This is a genomic window from Staphylococcus sp. M0911 (genome assembly GCF_003491325.1).
Taxonomy (GTDB): Bacteria; Bacillota; Bacilli; order Staphylococcales; family Staphylococcaceae; genus Staphylococcus; species Staphylococcus warneri_A.
In genome coordinates this window covers 561,116-584,012 of record NZ_CP022881.1, presented here as the reverse complement: position 1 = coordinate 584,012, position 22,897 = coordinate 561,116, and the positions used below count along the sequence as shown (strand labels likewise).

Here is a 22,897-nt window from a genome sequence, read left to right as displayed (position 1 = left end):
TCAATCACTAACTCTTTTAAAGCGCTTAACGAATGAGTAAGCGGTTACTTAATCAAAAATAAGTGCCTTGTGATGTATTCATACGACTCACATGATAAAATAGAAAGAATAAATTTAGTCTTAAAGAGGTCAACGATATGATAAAGCAAATTAATATTACTAATTTAGAAAATATAGATATTCAACTCACGAAAGCTTTGGATGAAGGTTATACTCATTTTGCCCCTTATTCGAATGATATGATGATTCATCAAAAGATGTTCGAAGCTGTAGAGTTAAAAAGCACTTCAATCATTGTTGATTATACAATCGACAAATCATATCTAAATGATTGTCGTTATTTTGGACTTGAAACCATCGATTTTATTGACTGGGTGAAAAATATTAATCATTATCCAAACGTGATTTTTGAAATTAAATCAGCCTTATCTCACCTAGAAAAATTCAATATTGAAACAATATTTGATTTAGCTTTAGTTACTATTTTAAAAGGACAATTAGCTGTCGATGGACATGTCGTCTATGATTTCAAAGCACCTATGCATACAAGTACTGCACTTTGGTCATCTATTGATAAAGATAATATAAGTAAAATCAATCAATTCTATTTAAATACGATAGCTTATGAACATCGTCAAAAAGTACCATTTCCTAAATTCACTTTTGATGACCATAGTGACTTAAGATATTCAGATTCAGTGTTATTAAGCACTAAATTCAAATTGCCCAAATGGATGTTTAAACCATTTAAAAATCATTCTTTAAAAAAACATAGAGAAATAAGTTATATATATGATAAAGACACATCGGTACTGAAAGACCATGTTGTCTTTATCGGATTTGATTATGGTTATCGTGGCAATTCTAAATATTTATTTAGCTACTTTGTAAAACGTAATCCAACGATTAAAACTTATTTTGTTACAAATGATAGACAAGGACCACATTTTATATCGCCTGATAATCCAGAAACACAAGCCATGATTGAAACAGCTAAAGTTGTGGTTACTGAAAGCTATATGCCAGATGCCATCAAACCTAATGGTACTATTATTCAGCTTTGGCATGGGACACCAATTAAAAAGTTATTTTTAGATAGTCGTGAACCAAATCAAAACTTAAATATTTATAATTACAGAGCCCGTAAATATAATAAATTAGCTAAACAAGATTATTTAGTATGTGACTCTAAACTAGCTATGGATATGTTTCATTCAGCTTTCCCAACACATCATACACACGTGTTACCTATTGGCTATCCAAGAGTGCAATATTTGTTGAATAAACTGAATGAGTCTTCATTTTATGAACAACTTAAACGTGAATTAAGATGCGACTCAAATAAACCTGTGCTATTATATGCACCGACATGGGTTTCAGATCATCATGATGATGAATTGTTACCAATCTCAGAACAATTATTAGCTAAATATAATGTCATATTCAAAGGACACGTTGAAAGTGACCGTGTAGCTCAGCTACCTGATGGCGTGATTTTACCTCAAAAAGGTATTGAAACACAGGACCTATTGCTTATTTCTGATGTCGTTTTAACAGATTATTCTTCAATTATTTTTGATGCTTTAACGATAGATAAACGTGTTTGTTTATACACACCGAATCACACAAAATATGTCGAAGAACGTGGTGTTTATAAAGACGTTATCAAAAGTTTATCTAATGTCTGGTACACAGATGCTGATTTGTTAACACGTGATTTAATCAATGATATGATTCCTAAAAATCATAATCCATACATCAATAAGGATAACCAATCATTACAATACTTAACTCAACTCATTCAAGATGAACTAAAATAAAATAGTTTTTTATAAAAAGGCGTACCACAAATGGTGAGAATTTGTGATACGCTTTTTTCTTACTATATAAATTCAGATTTTAATCTATTTTCCATAAGCTGGATCAACAACAACAGGTTGACCTTGACTATTCACTGTAACAATAGAATAAACACCATTTTGTTGTGGATCTTTAAAACTAAATACATAACTGTAATTACCATTGTTACCTTCAATGCCGTAGTCATTATACGTTTTATTATGATTACCATATAAATTAGCTTCTTGTTTAGCAATATCTAAGGCAGTTTGGAAGTTTGGTAATTGTTTTAAGGCTTCTGATTGATTCACATTATCTCTTGTTAAGCTTCTTGCTACATTAACTGCATTAGTACCATGATAAGGTACTACATAACCGTTATTACCTTGTGTAGGTTGTTGTGTATCTTGGTTTGATGAGCCTTGGTTTGGTGTACCTTGATTATTATTAGTATTACTTGGTTGCTGATTATTGTTTGTAGCACCATTATTATTTCCATTCGTATTTTGTGCTTGTTGATCTGAACTACTTCCATTATTATTGGATGACGCTAGTTGGTTATGATCACTATCTTGGTTACTACTTGTTGAATTGCTATCGTTTGAAGCTACGTTATCATTTTTATCTTTGTCTTTGTTTTTATCGTCTTTATCGCTTTCTTTATCAGACGATTTGTCCTTTGAATGATCATTAGATGCTTTATCTTTCTGTTCAGTTTTTGACTGATCATCCTTAGAACTATCTTTGTCCTTACTACTATCATCATTAGAACATGCTGCTGCGCCTAAAATTAAGGATAAAGCTAACAAACTCGTATACAATTTCTTCATTAATAAAACCTCCTATAGTATTTTTATTAACCATTCAAACATCTTCACCCTATTATCAACGCAGTTACATTGATAATTAAAAACATAAAAAAGGGCATAATATTTAATTACTTATAAATATTATACCCTAATTTTATTAATTTTTCGTATTATTTTAATAAAGATTAACCTTCAATATCTTTATGAATTAAATCTCCAATATATTGAGATGCTGTGCCTTTATCAACTGAACAGAATCGATGATAAAATGCATCAATTTTGTCTTGATAGTCATGTTGCACCTTATCTAAATCTTTAAGTTGTTTTGCTAATTCATATGGTTCTGTGAAAATAGGACCTGGTAAGTCTTTTTTATAATCCATATAGAAGCCTCGTAAGCCTTTGTCATATTTATCAATATCATATGCAAAGAAGAATTGAGGGCGTTTTAAAATACCGTAATCAAACATAACTGAAGAGTAATCTGTAATGAGACAATCACTCACTAAGAATAACTCAGATACATCGTTATAATTAGAAACATCCACAGCAAAGTTTTCAAATCCTGTTAAATCAATCGCATTTGAAATTAAATAATGCATACGTAAAAGGATAACATAGTCATCGCCTAATTCTTGATATAAATTATCTAGATCGATTTTCAGTTCAAATAAATACTTGCCTTTACTTACAAACTCGTCATCTCTCCAAGTTGGCGCATACATAATGACTTTTTTATCTTCAGGAATATTTAAGTTCTTCTTAATTTCATTTTTAAAATCTTCATCGTTTGCTCTATTTACTAAAATATCATTTCTAGGATAACCAATTTCTAACATTCTAGGTTCATCCATCCAAAATGCACTTTTGAAAATTTCAGTAGAATATCTGTTTGGAGAAATTAAATAGTCCCATCTTGATGTTTCACGATTAAAGTTTCGTTTATATTTAGGTGTCGTCGTACCTGGCATACGAACCACTTTCATATCATTAGCTAAGCGTTTCAATGGTGTGCCGTGCCAAGTTTGAATGTAAGTTTGATTTTCTTTCTTATTTAAATATAATGGTAATCTCGCATTTGAAACCCAATGACTCGCTTCAGAATATGCTTTATAATAGGCTTCTGAATTTCGTTTAACTGTTTCCGCATTACCTGGAACTACGTGATTTTTAGGATTTTTAAAAGACCATACATAACGATAATTCGGATAATATTTTTGCATATATTCATAAATATATTTAGGACTATCGCTATAGTTTTTACCACCGAATGATTCAAATACAATCGTTTCTGGCTTAACATTGTCTTCTTTATCTGTTAATTCATAAATAGAGCGATTTTTATTCTTATTACGTAAAACAATATTTTTAACATGTCTTAATGTCTTTCTAAATTGATTCACTTGAAATGCTTTTTCTGTATCTTCGTTCATTAATAGAATCGTTTCAATTTTGTTAATAAGATGTTGATGTTTAATCAAGTTAACATTTAAATAACGTGCAAGTTCAACAAGTGTTTCTTTGTGTGCAGCATATCGTTTCTTAATATCATGATGTGTAGGATCAAAATCTCTCGCAATTTGCTGTTCTAATTTATTAATAATAAATGATTTAGTCTCTTTATGAGTGACACGTGCCATTGCATCATAGAACATTTTGACATAATCTTCGAATAAGATGTCAAAGTCTTGTTCACTTAATGTCTTACCATCAAATGGATCATATACTTCTCCACGATAATAGAATGAGAAATTCGTAATTCTCATAAATTTATTAACATATTTTGAATACTCAATAACGAATGACCAGTCTGTATACACATTTAAATCTTCATTAAACTTTAAATCATGTGCTCTGACGATAGCCGTTCTAAAAATAATGTTACATGCTGTTTGCTTTCTTAAAAATGAATTAATATTACGTTTACCATCAAAATAGTTAACTTTTACTTTGTCTAAGTCAACATATTGTGGCTTTTTAAGCATAAATGAATGCACAGGTGCAATTAACCCATCTGTATAATTAAACTTATCTAAGTAAAAAGTAATTGCATAAGAAGCTAATTCATCATCTGCATCTAAGAACATGAAATAAGGAGTTTCTACTTCCTTCATTGCAACATTTCGTGCGTGTGCATGACCTTGATTTTCTTCTAATTTAATGTAATTAACTTTTTTATCATAATCTTTAAGTGATTCTTTCATCAATGCCTCTGTTTGATCTGTGGAACCATCGTTAACTATGATAACTTCAAAATCTTGAGTACGTTGTTGCTTAATACTTTCTATACAACTTTGAATATACTCCTCTGAATTATAGTAAGTGACAATAATCGTCAATGAATGCATCTAATACGTCCTTTCCAACGTTAAATCTTTTTATATTTATCTAATTATTTTAATCATAATTAAAAAATTAACGTCATCATTATATCTGACTTTGTACTGATATGCGAATAATTCAATATGTGATTTCAAATCAAATCATAGATATATACATAATTATAATTCCTTTTCCATGATAATATCTCTATCCACAACATCTCCTGTAATAAATTCGTGGTGTCCTGTTTCAACAAAACCTCGTGATTCATAAAACTTAATGGCTTGAGGATTATTTTCCCAAACGCCTAACCAAATTTTGGATTTTTTATATGCTTTTGCTTTCTCAACAGCAAGGTCTATAAATTTTTTGCCTCTGCCTCCACCTTGATGTGATTGATAAAAATAAATACGTTGAACTTCTAAATAATCGGGGCCATGTGGTTCAGTTTGTGCATCATCAACATTAAATTTTGTGTATCCAACAATATCGTCATCTTCAGTAAAAAAATAATAAAATGATAACGGTTCTTGTAATTCTTTTTTTAAAGTCTCAATATTAAACGCACTATCAAAGTACTTTTGTAAATTATCATCTGTATAGAATGGTCCAAATGTTTCATAAAACGTTTCTATCGCTATCTTTTGTAATGTTTCAACTTCTTCAATACTTACTTCCCTTATTTGTTTCATGATTACATAAATCCCCCTTTAATCGTGTAGATTAACAATACTTTATCTTATTTCTTAAAAAAATTCATCTATTATTAATTATTTTCATAATCAAAGCAATCACTTTGGACTTCAAGCATCTCGTTTTGATTCTAACGGTATTTAGTTTTATAAAAAATCTTTTAAAAAGTAAAATACTTATTGATAATCTTTATCAATAAGTATAAAGTTATAATTAATCAATCACACTCATAAAGGATGGAATTAAATGGAAAATTTGTTTGTATTAGGAATTACTGGACCTACAAGTCTTGTCATCATTAGTATTATTGCCTTAATCATTTTTGGACCTACGAAGTTACCACAATTTGGACGTGCTATTGGATCAACATTAAAAGAATTTAAATCCGCTGCTGAACACATGGACGACGATTCTACAGACACACCCAGTAAAGCATCAAAATCACAACGTGAACAATCAAAATAACTCGACATTATTAGACCATTTTACTGAATTACGACAACGATTAGTACATACTCTGATTGCCTTTATTATCGCAACAGTGATAACTTATCTATCATCACATTGGTGGGTTAAACCTTTTTTACATTATGTAAAACGTTCTGATGTGACGTTGCACACATTCTCGTTTACTGAAACCATACAAATTTATATTATGATTATATTTACGGTTGCCCTTTGCATTATTGCACCAATGATTTTCTATCAATTATGGGCATTTATCGCACCAGGCTTACATCAACATGAACGCAAATTCATCTATAAATATAGTATCTTTTGTGCAGTTCTTTTTATTCTTGGCGTTATATTTGCCTTTTTTATTGGTTTTCCACTGATTATTAATTTTTCAATTAACTTATCAGATGCCCTTAGTATCGAACCAATCATAGGTTTAAAAGCATATTTAGGAGAACTCATAAGATGGCTATTGGTTTTTGGTTTTTTATTCCAAATTCCAGTACTATTTTTAGGATTAGCGCATTTTGGTTTAATTGATCCGCGCCAATTAGGTACTTATCGTAAATATATTTATTTTGCATGTTTTGTAGTTGCTAGTATCATTGCACCACCTGATTTAGTACTTAATTTATTATTAACGTTACCTTTAATTCTTTTATTTGAATTTAGTATGCTCATCGCCAAAATCACATATAAACAGCAAAACATCTCGAACGAAGTCTAATATCTTCATTCGAGATGTTTATTTATTTCTTACGATTGTTTAAAACGAATATAAGAATAAGTATGATTAATATGACTTGAGCAATAATGGTTTCAACACTTGGATAGAAACCAATCCAACTCAATGTTGGTAATCCTTCAATACTATGCTGAGACATATAGCCTAACAATTGTAATTTTTGAATACTTACACCTAACATTTTAAATGTCATGACAAATATTAAGATAGACAGTACTCTAAATATGAATCGTACAGGAACAAGTTTCACAATAAATCTAAATGCAAATGCGAAGATAATTAATATGATGATGGCTAATCCTATACCAAGAATAAAATCTTTAGTAGTAATACTACCAATCATTCCCATATAGAAGATAATGACTTCGACACCTTCACGTAATACAGAAATTAATCCAATTGTACCTAGTAATATTAAATTACCATTACTCATCGCATTGTTATACATGCTCTGGATCATTTCATTCCAACGTTGAGCATTTGATCTTCGATGCATCCAAATACCAACAACATACATTAATACCACTGCTACGATACCTAAAATAGCTTCCATACCTTCTCTTACGACGCCATTATTACCAATCGTATAGATAAAGGTAATACCTAGTCCAATACTTAAAATAAGACCTAATAAGGCACCGCCTACTACACTAGACGTTCCTTTAACATCCTTAACTTTACGTGTCATCGTTGTTAAGGTCATGATAATTAATAAGACCTCGATACCTTCACGTAGGAAAATAATCATGACATCTACAAATGAATACTCACCTTGTCCGACCGTATCTTTGATTTCTGAATTTAATTCTTGTAACCCTTTTTTCACACGGTCTTTATTAGATTGATCTAAAATACTTTGGTAGTAAGGAATTTTATCTTCTATTTTAGTATATAAACTACTATTTTTAGTTTGAATTTTACCTTCGACATATGGCCAGATTTTAACAAATTGCGATAATGATGCATCTGCTTTATCTAAATCATTGTCATTGATACCAGCAATCGCTTTATCTAATTCTTCATTGAGTTGAGTAACTTTATACTTATCTGAGTCTGAATCAGATTGCTTTTGATCAACGGTATCAATACTGTTCTTAAACGTTGACCATGCAGTTTTAACTTTGTCAGTATCTAGTGGCTCTTTTTGAATGGCAACTCTTAATTGCATTAAATTAACTTCAATTTGACCATATTTACCATCATCATAATTTCGAATGACTGTTTCATTACTCGTCCATATCGAATTTAAATCATTATTTAATGATTGTAGTTCTGTGTGATTTTTATCTTTGATGGCTTTTTTCATTGGTGCGTCTTTAGCATCAACTGCTTGTTGTAATTCCTTAATCTTTCCTGAAGCGTCTTTAGAAGATTGTTGATTTTCATAAGCAATAAGCGCTTTAGTCAGTTCACCAAGTTTGTCCGCTTTAGCATCGTCTGATGAAGCATGTTCTACTTCTTTCAACTTGCTATTAACTTGTTTGCCTTCTTTGCTATCATTATTAATCTTTAACGCTTTAATTTCTTTTTTAACGTCTTTTAATGCTTTAGCTTTATCAGATTGGCTTTTATCTTTATCTGCAATTGTCGATTTCGCATCAGTAATCGCAACATATGTTTCGCTCATTGAGGCTGATTCGGCGTGTGCAGGTGTAAATCTAAAAATAGATAGCCCAATCATTAATATCACTACTATTTTAATTAAATAGTGTTTCACCTAGGTAGCCTCCCTTTTGTACGCCTGGCAATACGATAAATGTAGCAGTACCTCTATGCGTAATATATTCATTCAATTTGTCTTTATGACCTAGATGATTCTGTATATCAATAAATTGTTGTGGTGATTTTTGGAAACTAATAAATAATAATCCTGTTTCTAAATTGCCAGTTTTTTCGTTAGTACCTGCAGTATAATTATACGCACGTCTTTTAATTGAAGTTTTCGCTTCTCTTGCCAATCGTGCATGGGCGTCTTCTGGAATGACATATTCTCCTGTACTATCTTTAGCTTTTAAATCCAACTCATCAAATTCTTTTTTACCTGTTAACGGTGCACCTGAACTTCTTTTTCTACCGAAAGTAGCTTCTTGTTCTTCTAATGCAGTACGATCCCATGTTTCGATGTGAATTTGAATACGTCGAATGATACAATATGTGCCATTTTTAGCCCAACCGTCATTAATAAAGACATAATCTTTGTATTCATTAGTCTTTCTCGGATTAACTGTACCATCCTTAAACGCCATTAGATTTCTTGGTGTTTCTTTACCTTTGACTGATACAAATCCGTTTTGTGACCATTTTACTTTGACTAAATCTCTAAACGGACGAATTAAGTTATGTACAGCATGAAATGTCACTTGCTCATCATTAGAACAAGCTTGAATCATGATGTCACCATCACTATAGTCTTCGTCTATTTGATCATTTGGAAAATGTGGTAAATCTTTATAGTCTTTTCGGATTTTGTCGGAAAGGCCTAACTTTTTCATAAATGATTTACTCACACCAAATGTGAGTGTTAATTTACTAGCGCCTAAACCGATAGCTTCGCCAGTATCAACGGGTGGTAACAAAGGATTCTTACTATCCTTTTCTACCGCATCGCCGTCAGTCATATTTTCCGCCATTTTAGTCCATTGTTTAAACATATCCTTAATGGCACTTTTATCTTTAGATTTAAGTTCTAATGATACGACATTACATGTTTTCTGTGTTGGTGTTGTAATGCCTGCTTGTACTTTGCCATAAAATTCATATGCATCTTTTTCTTCATCTTCTGGCGTATCAAACATTGACTTAAATGAAAATACACTACCTGCTCCACTTGCACCAATGACTACGCCAGCTCCACCAATACCCATCATTTTTAAAAATGAGCGTCTTGAAACAGAAGACGATGATTGATTATCTACTTTACTCATTCTGTAACCACAGCCATCTTACTTAGTGGTTCTCCTAAAGAATTCACTGCATCTGAAAGTGCTTTTCTATCTTTCTTAGTTACATCATTATAAGATTTGTATCCGTCTCCGTCTTTATATTTATCAAGTAATTCATTCACTTTATCAAAGTTCTTTTGAATATCAGCACTTAATTTTTTATCTTTTTTCTCTAATGTTGGTTTGAATAATTCATAAATCTTTTGTGCACCTTCGATATTAGCTTTGAAGTCATATAAATCTGTGTGAGAATAAATTTCTTCTTCACCAGTAATTTTAGACGTTGATACTTCGTTTAATAAATCTACTGACCCCTGTAACATTAACTTAGGTGTAATATCTAAAGTTTCAGCCTTAGCATGTAGCTCTTTAGCATCTTTTAATAATTGTTGAGCATCTTTCTTAGTTGTATCGTCTATTGTGTTATCTTGATATAATTGTTTCTCTATTTTATGGTAACCAGACCATTCTTTTTCTTTCTTTTCTTCTTTCATATCTGCTAAACGTGCATCAATTTTGGGATCTAAATCACCAAATGCTTCTGCAACAGGTTCTGAACGTTCATAATACATACGTACTTTAGGATATAATTCTTTCGCTTTATCCATATCATTATTGTCAATCGCATCTACAAACTGTTGAGTCCCTTTTAAGAATTCATCTAATTGTTTATCAGTATATTTTTCATATTTTTTAGTAGCTTCTTTTAATTCAGCTTTGTTTTCACTATTATTACTACTCTTATTAGCATTATCTTTACCGCCATCACTATTGTTACCACATGCTGCTAAAAGTAAAGACGACGTTAATAAAATTACTGGTAATTTCTTCATTCCTACACCTCTTCAAAATTTTTCACGTTGATTTGTCGCGCTATATATACAGAATATTTTTATCTATGAAATATCAATTGATAATCATTATCAAAATAATTATATGTGTCCGTTTTAAATGTGTCAACAACAATTCTTTTCAATTTTTATGAGACAGATTTTTTAACATTTTAATTTCTAAAACTTTATGCAATTTCACTTCGTTTTATATTAAAATAACTATGGCATTATTTTGATAAATATAAATAAGGAAAGTAGAAATCATTTTAATAAGTAAATAAACAAATTATAATGAAGGTCAATAATATTGAAGGAGTGAACATGTTTTGGCAGAAGAATTTAAAGCTTATGTCGTAGATAGAGATGATGAAGGAAAGGTCTCTGCAGATTTTAAGCAACTTACAATAAATGATTTACCTGAAGGTGATGTCCTTATTAAAGTACATTACTCAAGTATTAACTATAAAGATGCATTAGCTACACAAGATCGTAATGCAATTGTTAAACAATATCCTATGGTACCAGGAATAGATTTATCAGGTGAAATTGTAGAATCTAATGCACCAGGTCACTATGTAGGATATAAAGTCATTGTAACAAGCTATGATTTGGGCGTGAGTCAATTTGGTGGTTTCAGTGAATATGCTCGTGTGAATAGCGAATGGATTATCGATCTACCCGAAGATTTAACTTTAGAAGAAGCTATGATTTATGGTACTGCTGGTTACACAGCTGGTTTAGCTATTGAGCGATTAGAAACAGAAGGATTAACAATAGAAAAGGATAATGTATTAGTTAGAGGCGCTTCTGGTGGCGTTGGTATGCTATCAGTCCTTATGTTAGATAAATTAGGTTATGACGTTGTTGCTAGTACTGGGCGTAAAGATGCAACTGACAAATTGAAAACATTAGGCGCTAAGGATGTTATTGATCGCTTACCTGAATATGATGGTAAAGCATTAGGTTCAAGAACTTGGCAGGCTGCTATAGATCCAGTTGGCGGCGAAAGTTTAGCTAATATCGTCAATAAGCTTGATAATAATGGCAGTATAGCCGTTATTGGAATGACTGGTGGCACTCAATTCGAAAGTTCTGTCTTTCCACTTATTTTAAGAGGAATCAGTATATTAGGCGTTGATTCTGTCTTCACTCCAATTAAACTACGCAAACTCGTCTGGCGTCGTCTTGCCAAAGATTTAAAACCAAAACAATTACATGATATTAAAGAAGTCATTGCATTTGATGACTTACCAAATGGTATTGATCGTGTAATGAATCATCAGCACATGGGTCGAATCGTTGTCGACTTTGGTGTTAAATAACATAAGAGCTTACAACAAAAAGGCGTCCTCGTTACATTGTCGAGGACGCCTTTTGAATATGTTTAAAATAAAATATACATCCCCATTGAATGTGGCTCTGTAGATTGAAAACCAAATTTTTCATACAATTTATCTGCGGGATAATCAGCCATTAAACTCACATAAGTACCTTTTACCGCATTTTCATGAACGTATTGCATAATGTGTTCCATAATTGTACGACCATATCCTTGTCCTTGATAATCTGGGTGAACAGCAATATCGACAATTTGAAGTGCTGTTCCCTCATCTCCAACGATTCTACCCATACCTATTAATGACAACTCATAATATAAAGTGATATTAAAACAAGCATTAGGCAATCCTCTTTTAGCCGCTTCAGTGGACTTTGCACTTAGTCCCGCATCTAATCGTAATTTTAAATAATCTTCTACGGACGGCGCTATATGTTTGATAACTACCATTATGACTCCTCCAAATTTTTCTTTTTAAAATAAATATTGGTTTATAATTTCTTTATTAGACTCTTTGAAGATATCATTATGACTTGACACATAGCCTTCTGTTGGAGCATCAGGTTGAATATACGTTTTAACAAGGTTAGCTGCGTTACCTGCATCACTAAAGGCACTCGCAATCAAGTGAACTTTTGCTTCATGATGTACAATATCACCACATGCAAAGATACCTGGAATATTAGTAGTTGTATTTCCAAAACCTTTAACTCGATATTCATCATATAATTCAAATTGTGATGTACAATCCTTTAATAGCGGATTTTCATGATCAAAGCCATGGCTAATGATGACGTCATCAAATGACGCTATAGTCATTTCTCCTGTCTCTATGTTTTCTAATTTAACTTGGTGAATATACGTATCTTCTTCGTTACCTATGAGTTCACTAATTTGTGTATGTGGTATCAATGTTACATTTAAATCTTCTAGAACTTTAGTCATTGCTTCATATCCAGACACTTCTGGTTTTCTAAATATAACTGTCACACTGTTCGCAATTTGAGCAATATCACGCGCCCAATCTAACGCAGTATTGCCGCCACCAGAAATAAGTACATCTTTCCCCTTAAATCTTCCAAATGATTGCACGACATAATGCAAGTTCGTCAGTTGATATCTTTCAGCCCCTTTGATATTTAATGGTTTAGGATTTATAATCCCACCACCGATTGCAAAAATAACCGATTTAGAATGGAAGATATGGCCTTTTTCAGTTTCAACTTCAAAGTGTCTTTCATCTATTTTTCTTATATCTATGACACGTTCATTTAAATTCACTTTAGGATTAAAGTGTAACCCTTGTTGAATCATATCTTCAATTACTTGGTAACATGGTTTAGGTGCTACGCCACCTATATCCCATATAATTTTTTCTGGATAAACTTGCATCTTTCCACCCAATTTATCTTGAACGTCTATGATTCTCACAGACATCCCTCTTAGACCTGAGTAAAAGCTTGCAAATAAGCCTGCTGGCCCGCCACCTATAATTGTAACGTCTTCCATTTTGCTTCCCCCTATAATAACACTGTAAAAAACATATATTTATACTTTAACTGAAAATTATTATCATTTAATACTTTTTCATTATACTATACGATATTTGACTTATGAAGCAAATCACTTCACAAAAAAAACGCGTGAGTCTTTACACTCACGCGTTCGTTTTAATCTCTTGGTTCTTTGATGATCGCCTGTCTTAATAAGAAAAACAGTATTAATAATGCGGCTAACATAGCCGTATGTCCCATACCTGCAAAACCAGGGAAAGATGCTGGAACAGTTTTACCTATAACTTGATATGTACCTTTGACTGTCATCATACCAATTGTAACTAATAAACCAATATGATAAATCACGAAAAACCAATTAAATAAATAATAGCTACTTAATTTAAAAACTTTTTCTAAAGGTAGTAATAATAAAAACATGAACATACCTAAAATTAATGTATGTGTATGAACTAATGATAATTGTGTATCACCCGTAAAATCGTGCATTTTCGTCAATTCTCTATAATAAAAACCACTAAATAATCCAATAATCATATAAATTAAAAATGAGTATAATAATCTACGCATGATGTTTCCTCCCTCACCTCTATATTATAGAACATATTTATCATTATGAAAGTGACAATACAACAACATCATTACTATTTTAAAAATTGAGTTATATAAAAAGAGACAGAGCCATAACGTTGTATGATGTCGCTATTCAAAATAGCAATGCTTCAAGCGTTATATAACTCTATCTCTAATTCAAATGATTATTTACGTGCTTTCTTAAAAATTGCAATTAGTGAAAGTAAAATTGCGACAATAGATACTATCCATAGTGCAATTGTACTACCACTTGTAGTTGATGATTGATCACTATGTGAACCATTTGGATTAGCACCTTTTTTCACAGTTGTAATTGGTGCAGGATGTTCACTATCTTCTTTTCCGTCCCATTTTACGACATCACCGTTATCATATGTTTGAACGGCTTTCCATTTGAAACTACCTTCTTTATCAGGATTAGCCGCTACAATTGGAAATTCTATAAATTCATTTGGACCGATACCTTTACCAGTGGCCTTCCATGTTACTTTTGTGATGTTCCCTTTTTTATCTTTTTCGAAAGAATGCTTAAAACCGTCTACTGGTGCTACATTTTCAAGATTCACACCTTTTGGTACTGTTAACTCTACTTTTATTGTGTTGTCATTTTGTTCTACTGGAACACGTACATCATATTTATCATATGATTTGGGCTCGCTCTCATTAGGATTTAATGTGACATGTGCATCGGCAACTTTAAATAGTCCTAATGCAATAAATAAAATAAAACTCATCGATATTAATTTTTTAAACATCATTTTGCTCCTTATCCCGGAATATTAATTTGACTCATCATCACACCTATAAAAATAAGTATGACTCCCATTACCAATTCTGTAATCAATGTTATGCGATTGACTTGTTGACGTTTACCAAGTGCTTTTGAAGTTTGATAAAATCCTAATCCCATCATAAGTATCGTACCTATGATTTTAACTAACATTAGTGTTGTCCATGTTTGCATATTTGACCAAATCGCTAAAATATTGGTTTCATCAATTGCCATTAATACACCTGAAACGATAATCATCGTAACCGCAATCACATTTACTTTAAATAGCATTGAGCGAACTGTCTTCACTTGATCTAATGATTTCTTAATCATTGCATACCATACGAGATATACAAGTGCACCGATCCATAGTGTCATGCCTGATATATGTATCGTCCTAATCACAATGGACCAAATCGGAAATGTTTGTGACCACGCATGACCTGACATCGCTATTGTTAAAACCATTACAATTGAAACAAGTACATACCATATGCGATCCATATTTCTAATTATGATTAACGCAAATAATAATATCATTGCAATTGAGCTTAAAATAAATGGAAATTGCATCAAAACAACAATATCAAGCGACAAAATATCATCTACTACGTCAGAAGTTAATGTCATCATGTAAAGCAATAACGCCATTACATATGACATCATCAACATCAATGCAATACCAAACTGTTTTGGAAATAGATCAAACGACTTCAATTGCTTTCGTTGGGCTATACGATTCAACCAAAAGAAACCAACTAATATAATCGTAGCGCCTTCCACAATATATCGCATAACACCAAACCAGAAACTTGGTTCTTCATAAAAGGCATTAGATGTATCTATATCTTACGCAGTAACTTTACCAACTGAAAATTCAAATTGGTCTCCAACTTCATGTCCATCGGCCGAAATAGCTTGCCATTTAATTGTATGTGTACCTTTGCCGACTTTGTCAGTTGAAAATGCTAACGTTTTAGACCATCCAGACGTCGATGGTTTCACTTTACCTAATTCTTTTCCTTTATCATTGCCTAATGAGATTGAATTAGAGTTAACAGGTTCATTAAACTCTAATTCAATCTCATTAGGCATGTGTTTTACAACGCCATCTTGTTTAGGATTCGTCTTTTCCAAAGTTGCATGAGCTGAAGCTTCATTCATCAGTGATGGCATCAACGAAAGAAAACAAATCATTATTAAAGCAATAACGATTTTTGGGTACCTTTTAATATGTACCATCGAATCCCCCTATCTTTATTACTTCAACTTTCTTTCCACATTACATCATAACGATTACCAGTATCATTCACAATAATATTAAAAATTGTTCACGAATTAGACAAAAAAGGTCGAGACAAAGCGATTAATCTTGCTTTGGGGACGCCGTTAATCGGTTTCCCAAAGCACAATAATTTTATGTCTCAACCTCCAATTGAATGCTAATGATTATTCTTCTAATAATGCTTCTTTATCAACAGTTAGTTTATTTCTTAATAAATAAACGATTAACATTGCTGCTAAAGCACATAATGTCTCAGCAATTAATAATGACCATACTACGCCTGTTAAACCAAACAAACTATTCATAACGAATAAAACTGGAATAATGATTGTGCCTTGTAAAATAGCCATTATCGTTGCACCACGTCCTTGACCAGTTGCTTGTAGCATACCAGTAAATAAGAATCCGATACCATTTAATAGTAATGATGTCATTGTAACTTGTAGCATAAATGTTGCTAGGCTAACAATATGCGGATCTGTACTAAATAACTGAATAATTTGGTGTCCAAAGATGAACACAATTACCATACTTACTGCAAAGATTGCAAAGATAGATATTATAACTGCTTTAATTGTATCTTTCATTCTTTATTGATTAGCAACAAAGTTATAAGCAATTAATGGTACAACCCCTTCACTTAATCCCATAATAATTAATTCTGGGAATTGTACTAATCTAAATTGAATACCATAACTTGCAATCGCATAGTTACCATAATGAGCTAAGAATAAGTTCAATACTAGTCCAGTTACTCCCATAAGTACTACCATTAAGAAAGCAGGAATACCTATTTTGAAAATTTCTGCCATCATATCTTTTTTAGGTTTAGCAAATTTAATATTTAATGATAATGAATCAATTTTTTTCACAAAATAAATGATAAAGAAGATCACAGCCGCTAAGTTTGAAATAGCTGTTCCTAAAGCTGCTCCAACTACATTCAAATCAAATCCAAAAATTAATATTGGATCTAGAATCATATTTAATACAACACTTGCTAACATACCGGCCATAGATACAAATGGTGCGCCTACCGCACGCGCAAATTGTTCTAAAATAAAGAACAAAATAACAAATGGCGCACTTAAGAACATAATTCTTAAATATTCACTTGTGAAATGTATTGTTTCACCATGTGCACCTAATATTTGTGCAATTTGATCTGTAAACGGTATTGTAATTAATGCAATAATTATACCAAATAATAATCCACCATATATTGAGAAACTACTTACGTATTTACTTTTACTATAATCTTTAGCACCCAGTAGTCGTGAAATATATGTTCCACCACCAACTCCAAATAAATTACCAAACCCCATTAAAGCTGCAAAGATTGGCAATGTTAATGAGATAGCTGAAATCATATGACTATCATCTAAAAATCCTATGAAATATACATTTAAAATCCCATAAATAACACTTAATAAAGTCCCTATCATCATTGGCAATGAGAAATGCATCATCGCTTTAAAGATAGGTGCTTTTTCAAAAAAATACAATTGTTCGTCTTTCATTATTCTTACTCCCTTTTTCGTTAGATGGCTAATAGTTAGATATCTAAATATATATCAAAAAATAATGTGGTTATTATTATTAGCAATAACCACGTATTATTCTAAGTTTTTCATCATCTGTTCCAAATTTTCTTTTAATCTTATTTTTTCTTCATCTGAAAAATTTAATAACATTCGTTCTTCAATTTCATCAAACACTTTTGTAAATGATTCAACTAACGACACGCCTTCATCTGTTAGTTTTAATATTTTACTACGTGTATCTTGTGGGTTTACTTTACGAAAAACTAATCCCTGTGTCTCCAAATTTTTTAGTATGTTACTAACTGTAGATCCTTTTCTATCAAAAAAATGCATCAAATCTTTTTGAGATATACCCTTATCTTGATGTCGATAAATATAACCTAATGTATGGCTCTGTTCTTGAGTAATTCCGAAATCATCTAACCTTCGATCTGCATAGTTTTTCATTTGGTGCGCTAAGCTTCTTAATAAAAATTGATACGTTAATTCCATCGCTTCACCTCATTTAGTTAGATATCTAAGTAATATAATAACATGCTTTTTCAAATTTACAACCGATATATTAAAGTTCTAATTTTCTGATTATTAAACAGGTACATAGACCTATAAATAATAAAAAAGCTAACTCAAAAATGAGCTAGCTTTATAAATCTTCATTATTATAATGCAGTGTAACCACCATCAACAGTAATGACTGATCCTGTAACGAATGATGATGCATCTGAAGCTAAGTAAAGTGCAGCACCTTGTAATTCTTCAGGAACACCTGGACGATTCATTGGTGTCATGTTCATCCAAGTATCAATCATGTCGCCGCCTTTAGCGAAATAATCTTTTGTTAATTCTGTTTTCATGTATCCTGGTGCAATAGTGTTGACACGGATATTATGTTTAGCCCATTCGTTAGCTAAACTTTTAGTTAACATGATAACAGCTGCTTTTGATGTATTATATGCAGCTTGTGGTTGTGGTGTGTTAACAATAACACCTGACATTGAAGATGTATTTACGATCACACCGCTTTGTTGTTTACGGAATACTTCTCCTACTGCGTTCGTTACTAATACCATACTATTTAAGTTAACATCCATCGTTTTTTTCCAACGTTCATACGGCATATCTTCAAAGTTAACATGCTCATTAATACCTGCATTGTTAAATAAAATATCGATATGACCGAATGTATCCATTGTTTCTTTTACCATAGCGTTAACTTGATCAATATTTGTAACATCTACTTCACAAGCAATTGCTTTGTTGCCTGTCTCTTCTTCGAATTCTTTAGCTGTTTGTTGACCAACTTCTAAATTCATATCAGCAATCACAAGATTGGCACCCGCTTCAGCTAATGCTTTCCCCATGGCTTTACCTAAACCAGATGCACCACCTGTTACAATCGCAACTTTATTTTCTAATTTAAATTTATCTAATACTGACATTCTATCCATCTCCTTATGTTTGTATATATGCTCATTTTAAAATAAATCAATCTAAATTCATAGTGCAAACGCTTACTTTTATAGATAAATATTTTTCATATTACACTTATAAGATAAAATTAATTATAGATTTGCACAAATGAACACTCATATACACTCAAAAACATTTCCATAGATACATTACTTTATTTAAAACTTTCCATTTACATAATCTTAATATTCACAAAACAATGACTTAAAAAATAATTACTACCCTTTAACAAGACATAAATATACTTATAAAAAACTTAGTATAGGTACGTCGCTTGGAATCTCGCTTTACAAATACATAACATCTAGGAGGATCATATGGTTATTTCAAAAAAACTTGCTTCAGCTACATTAGGTGTTCTTATTTTTGTTTTATGTGTTGCAACGTTTTTAGATCAATCGATTTCTAAACATTTAATGGATCAAAACTCGTTATTCGGCACTATTTTCCAAAATTACGGACTCTTCCCACCCACAATTGTACTAATAATATCTATGATTATTTTTAACTATTATGTGTTTAAGACATTTAAGAGTAGATTGGCTCAAACTATCATTTTGATAGTATCTTTTGTTTATACATTAATTAAGACTAATGCATTGGTATCTGAAACTGTACAATACATGATGTCTACATCAGAAAACATTAAAAAGCATAAACCTATGGGTATGGCAAATAACGAAGGAAACACTGGTGAAGCTTTATCTATTGGATTGAGTTTCTTAATTTCATTTATTATCTTAATCGTTATAGCATTCATTTGTTATCAATTTTGGCTAAAACGTATAGATATGTCAGAATTAGAAAGACTATTCAAAGTCTCTATGATTAGCTTTATGATATTACTCATCGGATTAGAACTCGTTGATAATATGAAAGAACTTTGGGGTCGTGTCAGACCATATGAAATTGAAGATAAAGCAGGTCATTTTACCAATTGGCTAACAATTAATGGTAATACAGGGCATAGTTCCTTCCCTTCTGGACATACTGGAAACGGCGCTTTCTTCATGTTCTTTGCATTTTACTTTAAAAAACTATCAACGAGACAGTGGATGTTTATTATAGGATTAATCTATAGTGTATTGATGGCTCTTAGTAGAATAAGAATTGGCGCTCACTTTACGAGTGATGTCACTATGAGCTTAATTATCATGTTTAGTTTAATGTTAATTGCTGATTTCCTTATCAAAAAATTAACAACTCACCACTCAACGCCACACTACGAATAAAAGTTTTATCATACTGATAGTAGCCTGAGACACGTAATTGATGTCTCAGGCTACTATTTTTACTTCCTATAAATCGACTTTGCCATTTCTAAAAATGCATATGCACCTTTGGACAAATGATTGAGTTTATCATATTTATAAGCTAACACAACGTGATTAGCATATTTAGAAGCATCGAGTTTGATAAAATGTCCTTTAAACTGAGGCATACTATTTTTAACACTCTCAGGAACATAAGTCATACCTAATCCTTCATTTACTAATCTTAATGCATTATCAACACTCATGGTCTCCATTGCAATTTGTGGCGTGATATCATGATTTTCTAGAATTTGATCTGTAAGATGTCTTAACGCCATATTGGGTTTCAATAATATAAATCGTTCATTTCTTATATCATCATGTATGTCTTCCGTATTTTTTTCCTCACTTTGTTGACTTAAGAGTAATGCGTAATCAGGAGGTAATGCTAAATAAATCGCTTCTGAATATAAAACATCATACTTAAAAGTCCCTTGATAAAACGGTAATATCGTTAATGCGATATCTATTTTATTATCTATCAGAAGCTGCTCTATTCGATGAGACGGCTCTTCAATTAACTTTAATTCGATACCGGGATACGCTTTTATAAATTCAGGCAATATATCGTATAACGTATGAGCTGCTAATATGGGATTCACACCTATTACTAATCTTCCCTTTTTTAATTCTGAAATATTCTGTAATTCTTGCTTCATTTCTTTATATGTATAGTTAATTTGGTTCATATAATCTAAATAGCGTTCACCAGCATACGTTAATGTGATAGGGTTACTTTCTCTATTTATCAAAGTAACACCTAATTCAGTTTCTATGTCCTTAATAAACTTACTCAAATATGGTTGAGAAATATATAAATGTTTGGCTGCTCGAGATATACTACCAAAACGTCCTACCGCTTCTAAATATTGGACCGAATTTGTGTTAATCATTAACTCACCACTTTCTCCTTATAACTATTTAGTTATGACTTTTATATCTTAATACGTCTTTTACAAATCACGATTTCAGGTAGATAATAATCATTGTCAACAAATCGACAAAAATTAAAACTTAATATAATTAAATAGTTATATCTAATGAAATCTAATTTGTATGGCTTCTATAGAATTGATTTTTCAACAATTAAGTTAGTCGTATCCATTATTATAACTACTTTTACAATTTATTTACTATTAAAACACTATTCGAACCATTTTAGGTCATAATTCAAGCTTAGGAGGAATCATATATGAATAGAAATGTTATCGTTACAGGATCAGGTCAAGGTATTGGCTATGCTATCGCACAAGCGTTTGATCAACAAGGTGATCGTGTATTCATTTTTGATATGAGCAAAGACGCAGCTGAAGCAGCAGCTCAGTCATTAGAGAAAGGTGTTGCATATCAAGTAGATGTTACAGATGAAACGACGGTTAAAAATGCTATCAAAGATGTAACTAATCAATACGGTGCTATCGATGTTTTAGTTAACAATGCAGGCATTCAATATATATCTAAAATTGAAGACTTCCCATTAGACAAATGGAACCAAGTTATTGGTGTTATTCAAACAGGCACATTCTTAATGACTAAACATGTATTACCAAGCATGAAACAACAACAACAAGGCCGTATTATCACTATTTCATCAGCACATGGTGAAATGGCTGATCCATTCAAATCAGCGTATGTAGCATCTAAATTCGCACAAATTGGTTTCACAAAAACAATTGCACTTGAAACAGTCGATGATGGTATTACTGCAAATGCTGTATTACCTGGACCTGTTCGTACAAAATTAATCGAAAACCAACTTGCAAAATTAGCAGAACAAGATGGTACTACTGAACAAGAAGCAATGGAAAAACATATTACAAGTAAATCACCAATGAATCGCTTATTAGAACCTTCTGAAATAGCTGATACTGTTGTTTTCTTAGCATCAGATGGTGCATCTGCGATCACAGGTGAAACAATCAGTGTTTCTGGCGGTTCAAACGCATAATTCATAATTAATATTTAAGAAAGAAGGCATTTTAATATGAGTCAATTACAAGAGCAATTAATCGGTACATGGTCATTAGTAAGTTATCAAGATGAAGATGAAAATGGCCAAATTTTCTATCCATTAGGCAAAGATGCAACTGGGTTTATTATGTATAATCCAGATGGTTATATGTCAGCTCAATTGATGCAACAAGGTCGTCCTGCTTATGCATCTGGTGATCTTCACACTGGTACTAAAGATGAAATGGCGAAAGCTGCACATGGCTATTTAGCTTATGCTGGTAAATATGAATTAGATGAAGAAAACCAAACCGTTTATCATACGATGAACGTTAGTATGAATCCAACATGGTTAGGTGATACACAACCACGTATATTCAAACTTGAAGGTCATACACTTAGCATTGAAAATGGAAACAATCCCAATCAAAAACTCGTTTGGCAACGCGTTAATCATTAATTATTCATAACATAAAGAGC

20 protein-coding genes and 2 pseudogenes are annotated in these 22,897 nt (G+C 31.7%); 7 read left to right on the top strand and 15 right to left on the bottom strand.

Annotation, left to right across the window (positions count from 1 at the left end):
• Positions 1 to 137: 137 nt before the first annotated feature.
• Positions 138 to 1,820, top strand: coding sequence for a CDP-glycerol glycerophosphotransferase family protein (locus tag ssp1_RS02665; RefSeq protein WP_075778158.1), 1,683 nt, complete (start codon positions 138 to 140; stop codon positions 1,818 to 1,820).
• Positions 1,821 to 1,904: 84 nt separating this feature from the next.
• On the opposite strand, the gene ssp1_RS02660 is transcribed toward ssp1_RS02665, so the two are convergent.
• The 3 genes from ssp1_RS02660 to ssp1_RS02650 form a co-directional block, all read right to left on the bottom strand.
• Positions 1,905 to 2,669 (bottom strand): TpgX protein, encoded by a 765-nt coding sequence (locus ssp1_RS02660; RefSeq protein ID WP_075778157.1) that lies wholly within the window; start codon positions 2,667 to 2,669, stop codon positions 1,905 to 1,907.
• Between the two features lie 164 nt (positions 2,670 to 2,833).
• Positions 2,834 to 4,996, bottom strand: a complete 2,163-nt coding sequence (locus ssp1_RS02655; RefSeq protein WP_002452413.1) for a bifunctional glycosyltransferase/CDP-glycerol:glycerophosphate glycerophosphotransferase — start codon at positions 4,994 to 4,996, stop codon at positions 2,834 to 2,836.
• 153 nt (positions 4,997 to 5,149) lie between these two features.
• Positions 5,150 to 5,662 carry a GNAT family N-acetyltransferase gene (locus ssp1_RS02650; protein WP_075778155.1) on the bottom strand — a complete coding sequence of 171 codons (513 nt, stop codon included), beginning with the start codon at positions 5,660 to 5,662 and terminating at the stop codon, positions 5,150 to 5,152.
• A gap of 247 nt (positions 5,663 to 5,909) precedes the next feature.
• Here ssp1_RS02650 and tatA point away from each other — a divergent pair, with 247 nt between their 5' ends.
• The gene (gene tatA / locus ssp1_RS02645) at positions 5,910 to 6,128 is read left to right on the top strand and encodes a twin-arginine translocase TatA/TatE family subunit (protein ID WP_002452415.1); all 219 of its coding nucleotides are present in this window, start codon (positions 5,910 to 5,912) and stop codon (positions 6,126 to 6,128) included.
• Entirely contained in the window at positions 6,112 to 6,846 is a 735-nt protein-coding gene (gene tatC, locus ssp1_RS02640) for a twin-arginine translocase subunit TatC (RefSeq protein ID WP_002452416.1), read from the top strand. The genes tatA and tatC overlap by 17 nt, the downstream gene beginning before the upstream one ends.
• A 22-nt stretch (positions 6,847 to 6,868) precedes the next feature.
• On the opposite strand, the gene ssp1_RS02635 is transcribed toward tatC, so the two are convergent.
• From ssp1_RS02635 to efeO, 3 genes are read right to left on the bottom strand one after another with little or no spacing between them, the layout of a single operon-like run.
• On the bottom strand, positions 6,869 to 8,581 hold the full coding sequence (locus tag ssp1_RS02635; RefSeq protein ID WP_075778154.1) for an FTR1 family protein: 1,713 nt from the start codon (positions 8,579 to 8,581) through the stop codon (positions 6,869 to 6,871).
• On the bottom strand, positions 8,562 to 9,788 hold the full coding sequence (gene efeB, locus ssp1_RS02630) for an iron uptake transporter deferrochelatase/peroxidase subunit (protein ID WP_075778153.1): 1,227 nt from the start codon (positions 9,786 to 9,788) through the stop codon (positions 8,562 to 8,564). Before efeB ends, ssp1_RS02635 begins: the two co-directional genes overlap by 20 nt.
• Entirely contained in the window at positions 9,785 to 10,639 is an 855-nt protein-coding gene (efeO, locus tag ssp1_RS02625) for an iron uptake system protein EfeO (protein ID WP_075778152.1), read from the bottom strand. The genes efeB and efeO overlap by 4 nt, the downstream gene beginning before the upstream one ends.
• Positions 10,640 to 10,965: 326 nt before the next feature.
• On the opposite strand from efeO, the gene ssp1_RS02620 reads away from it, so the two are divergent.
• Complete coding sequence (locus ssp1_RS02620; RefSeq protein ID WP_075778151.1) at positions 10,966 to 11,961, top strand: acrylyl-CoA reductase family protein; 996 nt, start codon at positions 10,966 to 10,968, stop codon at positions 11,959 to 11,961.
• Positions 11,962 to 12,023: 62 nt separating this feature from the next.
• On the opposite strand, the gene ssp1_RS02615 is transcribed toward ssp1_RS02620, so the two are convergent.
• The 8 genes and pseudogenes from ssp1_RS02615 to ssp1_RS02580 all read right to left on the bottom strand — a co-directional run bounded on the left by ssp1_RS02615 (position 12,024) and on the right by ssp1_RS02580 (position 19,123).
• A complete protein-coding gene (locus ssp1_RS02615; RefSeq protein ID WP_075778150.1) occupies positions 12,024 to 12,425 on the bottom strand; it encodes a GNAT family N-acetyltransferase in 402 nt (133 codons plus the stop codon).
• A gap of 24 nt (positions 12,426 to 12,449) precedes the next feature.
• Positions 12,450 to 13,484: an NAD(P)/FAD-dependent oxidoreductase gene (locus ssp1_RS02610; RefSeq protein ID WP_075778149.1), complete on the bottom strand. Its 1,035-nt coding sequence runs from the start codon at positions 13,482 to 13,484 to the stop codon at positions 12,450 to 12,452.
• 161 nt (positions 13,485 to 13,645) lie between these two features.
• A complete protein-coding gene (locus ssp1_RS02605) occupies positions 13,646 to 14,059 on the bottom strand; it encodes a DUF2871 domain-containing protein (protein ID WP_002452423.1) in 414 nt (137 codons plus the stop codon).
• A gap of 188 nt (positions 14,060 to 14,247) precedes the next feature.
• Entirely contained in the window at positions 14,248 to 14,838 is a 591-nt protein-coding gene (locus tag ssp1_RS02600) for a YcnI family protein (RefSeq protein ID WP_075778148.1), read from the bottom strand.
• An 11-nt stretch (positions 14,839 to 14,849) separates the two neighbouring features.
• A pseudogene (locus tag ssp1_RS12000) lies at positions 14,850 to 16,097 on the bottom strand (copper resistance CopC/CopD family protein).
• Positions 16,098 to 16,304: 207 nt separating this feature from the next.
• Positions 16,305 to 17,660, bottom strand: a pseudogene (locus ssp1_RS02590) (MATE family efflux transporter).
• A 96-nt stretch (positions 17,661 to 17,756) separates the two neighbouring features.
• Positions 17,757 to 18,176 (bottom strand): MarR family winged helix-turn-helix transcriptional regulator, encoded by a 420-nt coding sequence (locus ssp1_RS02585; protein ID WP_002452428.1) that lies wholly within the window; start codon positions 18,174 to 18,176, stop codon positions 17,757 to 17,759.
• A gap of 167 nt (positions 18,177 to 18,343) precedes the next feature.
• The gene (locus ssp1_RS02580) at positions 18,344 to 19,123 is read right to left on the bottom strand and encodes an SDR family NAD(P)-dependent oxidoreductase (protein WP_002452429.1); all 780 of its coding nucleotides are present in this window, start codon (positions 19,121 to 19,123) and stop codon (positions 18,344 to 18,346) included.
• Between the two features lie 348 nt (positions 19,124 to 19,471).
• On the opposite strand from ssp1_RS02580, the gene ssp1_RS02575 reads away from it, so the two are divergent.
• A complete protein-coding gene (locus ssp1_RS02575; RefSeq protein WP_075778144.1) occupies positions 19,472 to 20,386 on the top strand; it encodes a phosphatase PAP2 family protein in 915 nt (304 codons plus the stop codon).
• Between the two features lie 59 nt (positions 20,387 to 20,445).
• On the opposite strand, the gene ssp1_RS02570 is transcribed toward ssp1_RS02575, so the two are convergent.
• Positions 20,446 to 21,360, bottom strand: a complete 915-nt coding sequence (locus ssp1_RS02570; protein WP_075778143.1) for a LysR family transcriptional regulator — start codon at positions 21,358 to 21,360, stop codon at positions 20,446 to 20,448.
• 299 nt (positions 21,361 to 21,659) lie between these two features.
• On the opposite strand from ssp1_RS02570, the gene ssp1_RS02565 reads away from it, so the two are divergent.
• On the top strand, positions 21,660 to 22,415 hold the full coding sequence (locus ssp1_RS02565; RefSeq protein ID WP_075778142.1) for an SDR family NAD(P)-dependent oxidoreductase: 756 nt from the start codon (positions 21,660 to 21,662) through the stop codon (positions 22,413 to 22,415).
• A gap of 36 nt (positions 22,416 to 22,451) precedes the next feature.
• Positions 22,452 to 22,877 carry a lipocalin-like domain-containing protein gene (locus tag ssp1_RS02560; RefSeq protein WP_049424211.1) on the top strand — a complete coding sequence of 142 codons (426 nt, stop codon included), beginning with the start codon at positions 22,452 to 22,454 and terminating at the stop codon, positions 22,875 to 22,877.
• The last annotated feature ends 20 nt before the right edge of the window (positions 22,878 to 22,897 follow it).

What these genes read in the sequence shown, in the direction of transcription:
- ssp1_RS02665 (WP_075778158.1), top strand. Translation starts at nt 138, where the DNA reads ATGATAAAGCAAATTAATATTACTAATTTAGAAAATATAGATATTCAA.
- ssp1_RS02660 (WP_075778157.1), bottom strand. Translation starts at nt 2,669, where the DNA reads ATGAAGAAATTGTATACGAGTTTGTTAGCTTTATCCTTAATTTTAGGC.
- ssp1_RS02655 (WP_002452413.1), bottom strand. Translation starts at nt 4,996, where the DNA reads ATGCATTCATTGACGATTATTGTCACTTACTATAATTCAGAGGAGTAT.
- ssp1_RS02650 (WP_075778155.1), bottom strand. Translation starts at nt 5,662, where the DNA reads ATGAAACAAATAAGGGAAGTAAGTATTGAAGAAGTTGAAACATTACAA.
- tatA (WP_002452415.1), top strand. Translation starts at nt 5,910, where the DNA reads ATGGAAAATTTGTTTGTATTAGGAATTACTGGACCTACAAGTCTTGTC.
- efeB (WP_075778153.1), bottom strand. Translation starts at nt 9,788, where the DNA reads ATGAGTAAAGTAGATAATCAATCATCGTCTTCTGTTTCAAGACGCTCA.
- efeO (WP_075778152.1), bottom strand. Translation starts at nt 10,639, where the DNA reads ATGAAGAAATTACCAGTAATTTTATTAACGTCGTCTTTACTTTTAGCA.
- ssp1_RS02615 (WP_075778150.1), bottom strand. Translation starts at nt 12,425, where the DNA reads ATGGTAGTTATCAAACATATAGCGCCGTCCGTAGAAGATTATTTAAAA.
- ssp1_RS02610 (WP_075778149.1), bottom strand. Translation starts at nt 13,484, where the DNA reads ATGGAAGACGTTACAATTATAGGTGGCGGGCCAGCAGGCTTATTTGCA.
- ssp1_RS02605 (WP_002452423.1), bottom strand. Translation starts at nt 14,059, where the DNA reads ATGCGTAGATTATTATACTCATTTTTAATTTATATGATTATTGGATTA.
- ssp1_RS02600 (WP_075778148.1), bottom strand. Translation starts at nt 14,838, where the DNA reads ATGTTTAAAAAATTAATATCGATGAGTTTTATTTTATTTATTGCATTA.
- ssp1_RS02585 (WP_002452428.1), bottom strand. Translation starts at nt 18,176, where the DNA reads ATGGAATTAACGTATCAATTTTTATTAAGAAGCTTAGCGCACCAAATG.
- ssp1_RS02580 (WP_002452429.1), bottom strand. Translation starts at nt 19,123, where the DNA reads ATGTCAGTATTAGATAAATTTAAATTAGAAAATAAAGTTGCGATTGTA.
- ssp1_RS02575 (WP_075778144.1), top strand. Translation starts at nt 19,472, where the DNA reads ATGGTTATTTCAAAAAAACTTGCTTCAGCTACATTAGGTGTTCTTATT.
- ssp1_RS02570 (WP_075778143.1), bottom strand. Translation starts at nt 21,360, where the DNA reads ATGATTAACACAAATTCGGTCCAATATTTAGAAGCGGTAGGACGTTTT.
- ssp1_RS02565 (WP_075778142.1), top strand. Translation starts at nt 21,660, where the DNA reads ATGAATAGAAATGTTATCGTTACAGGATCAGGTCAAGGTATTGGCTAT.
- ssp1_RS02560 (WP_049424211.1), top strand. Translation starts at nt 22,452, where the DNA reads ATGAGTCAATTACAAGAGCAATTAATCGGTACATGGTCATTAGTAAGT.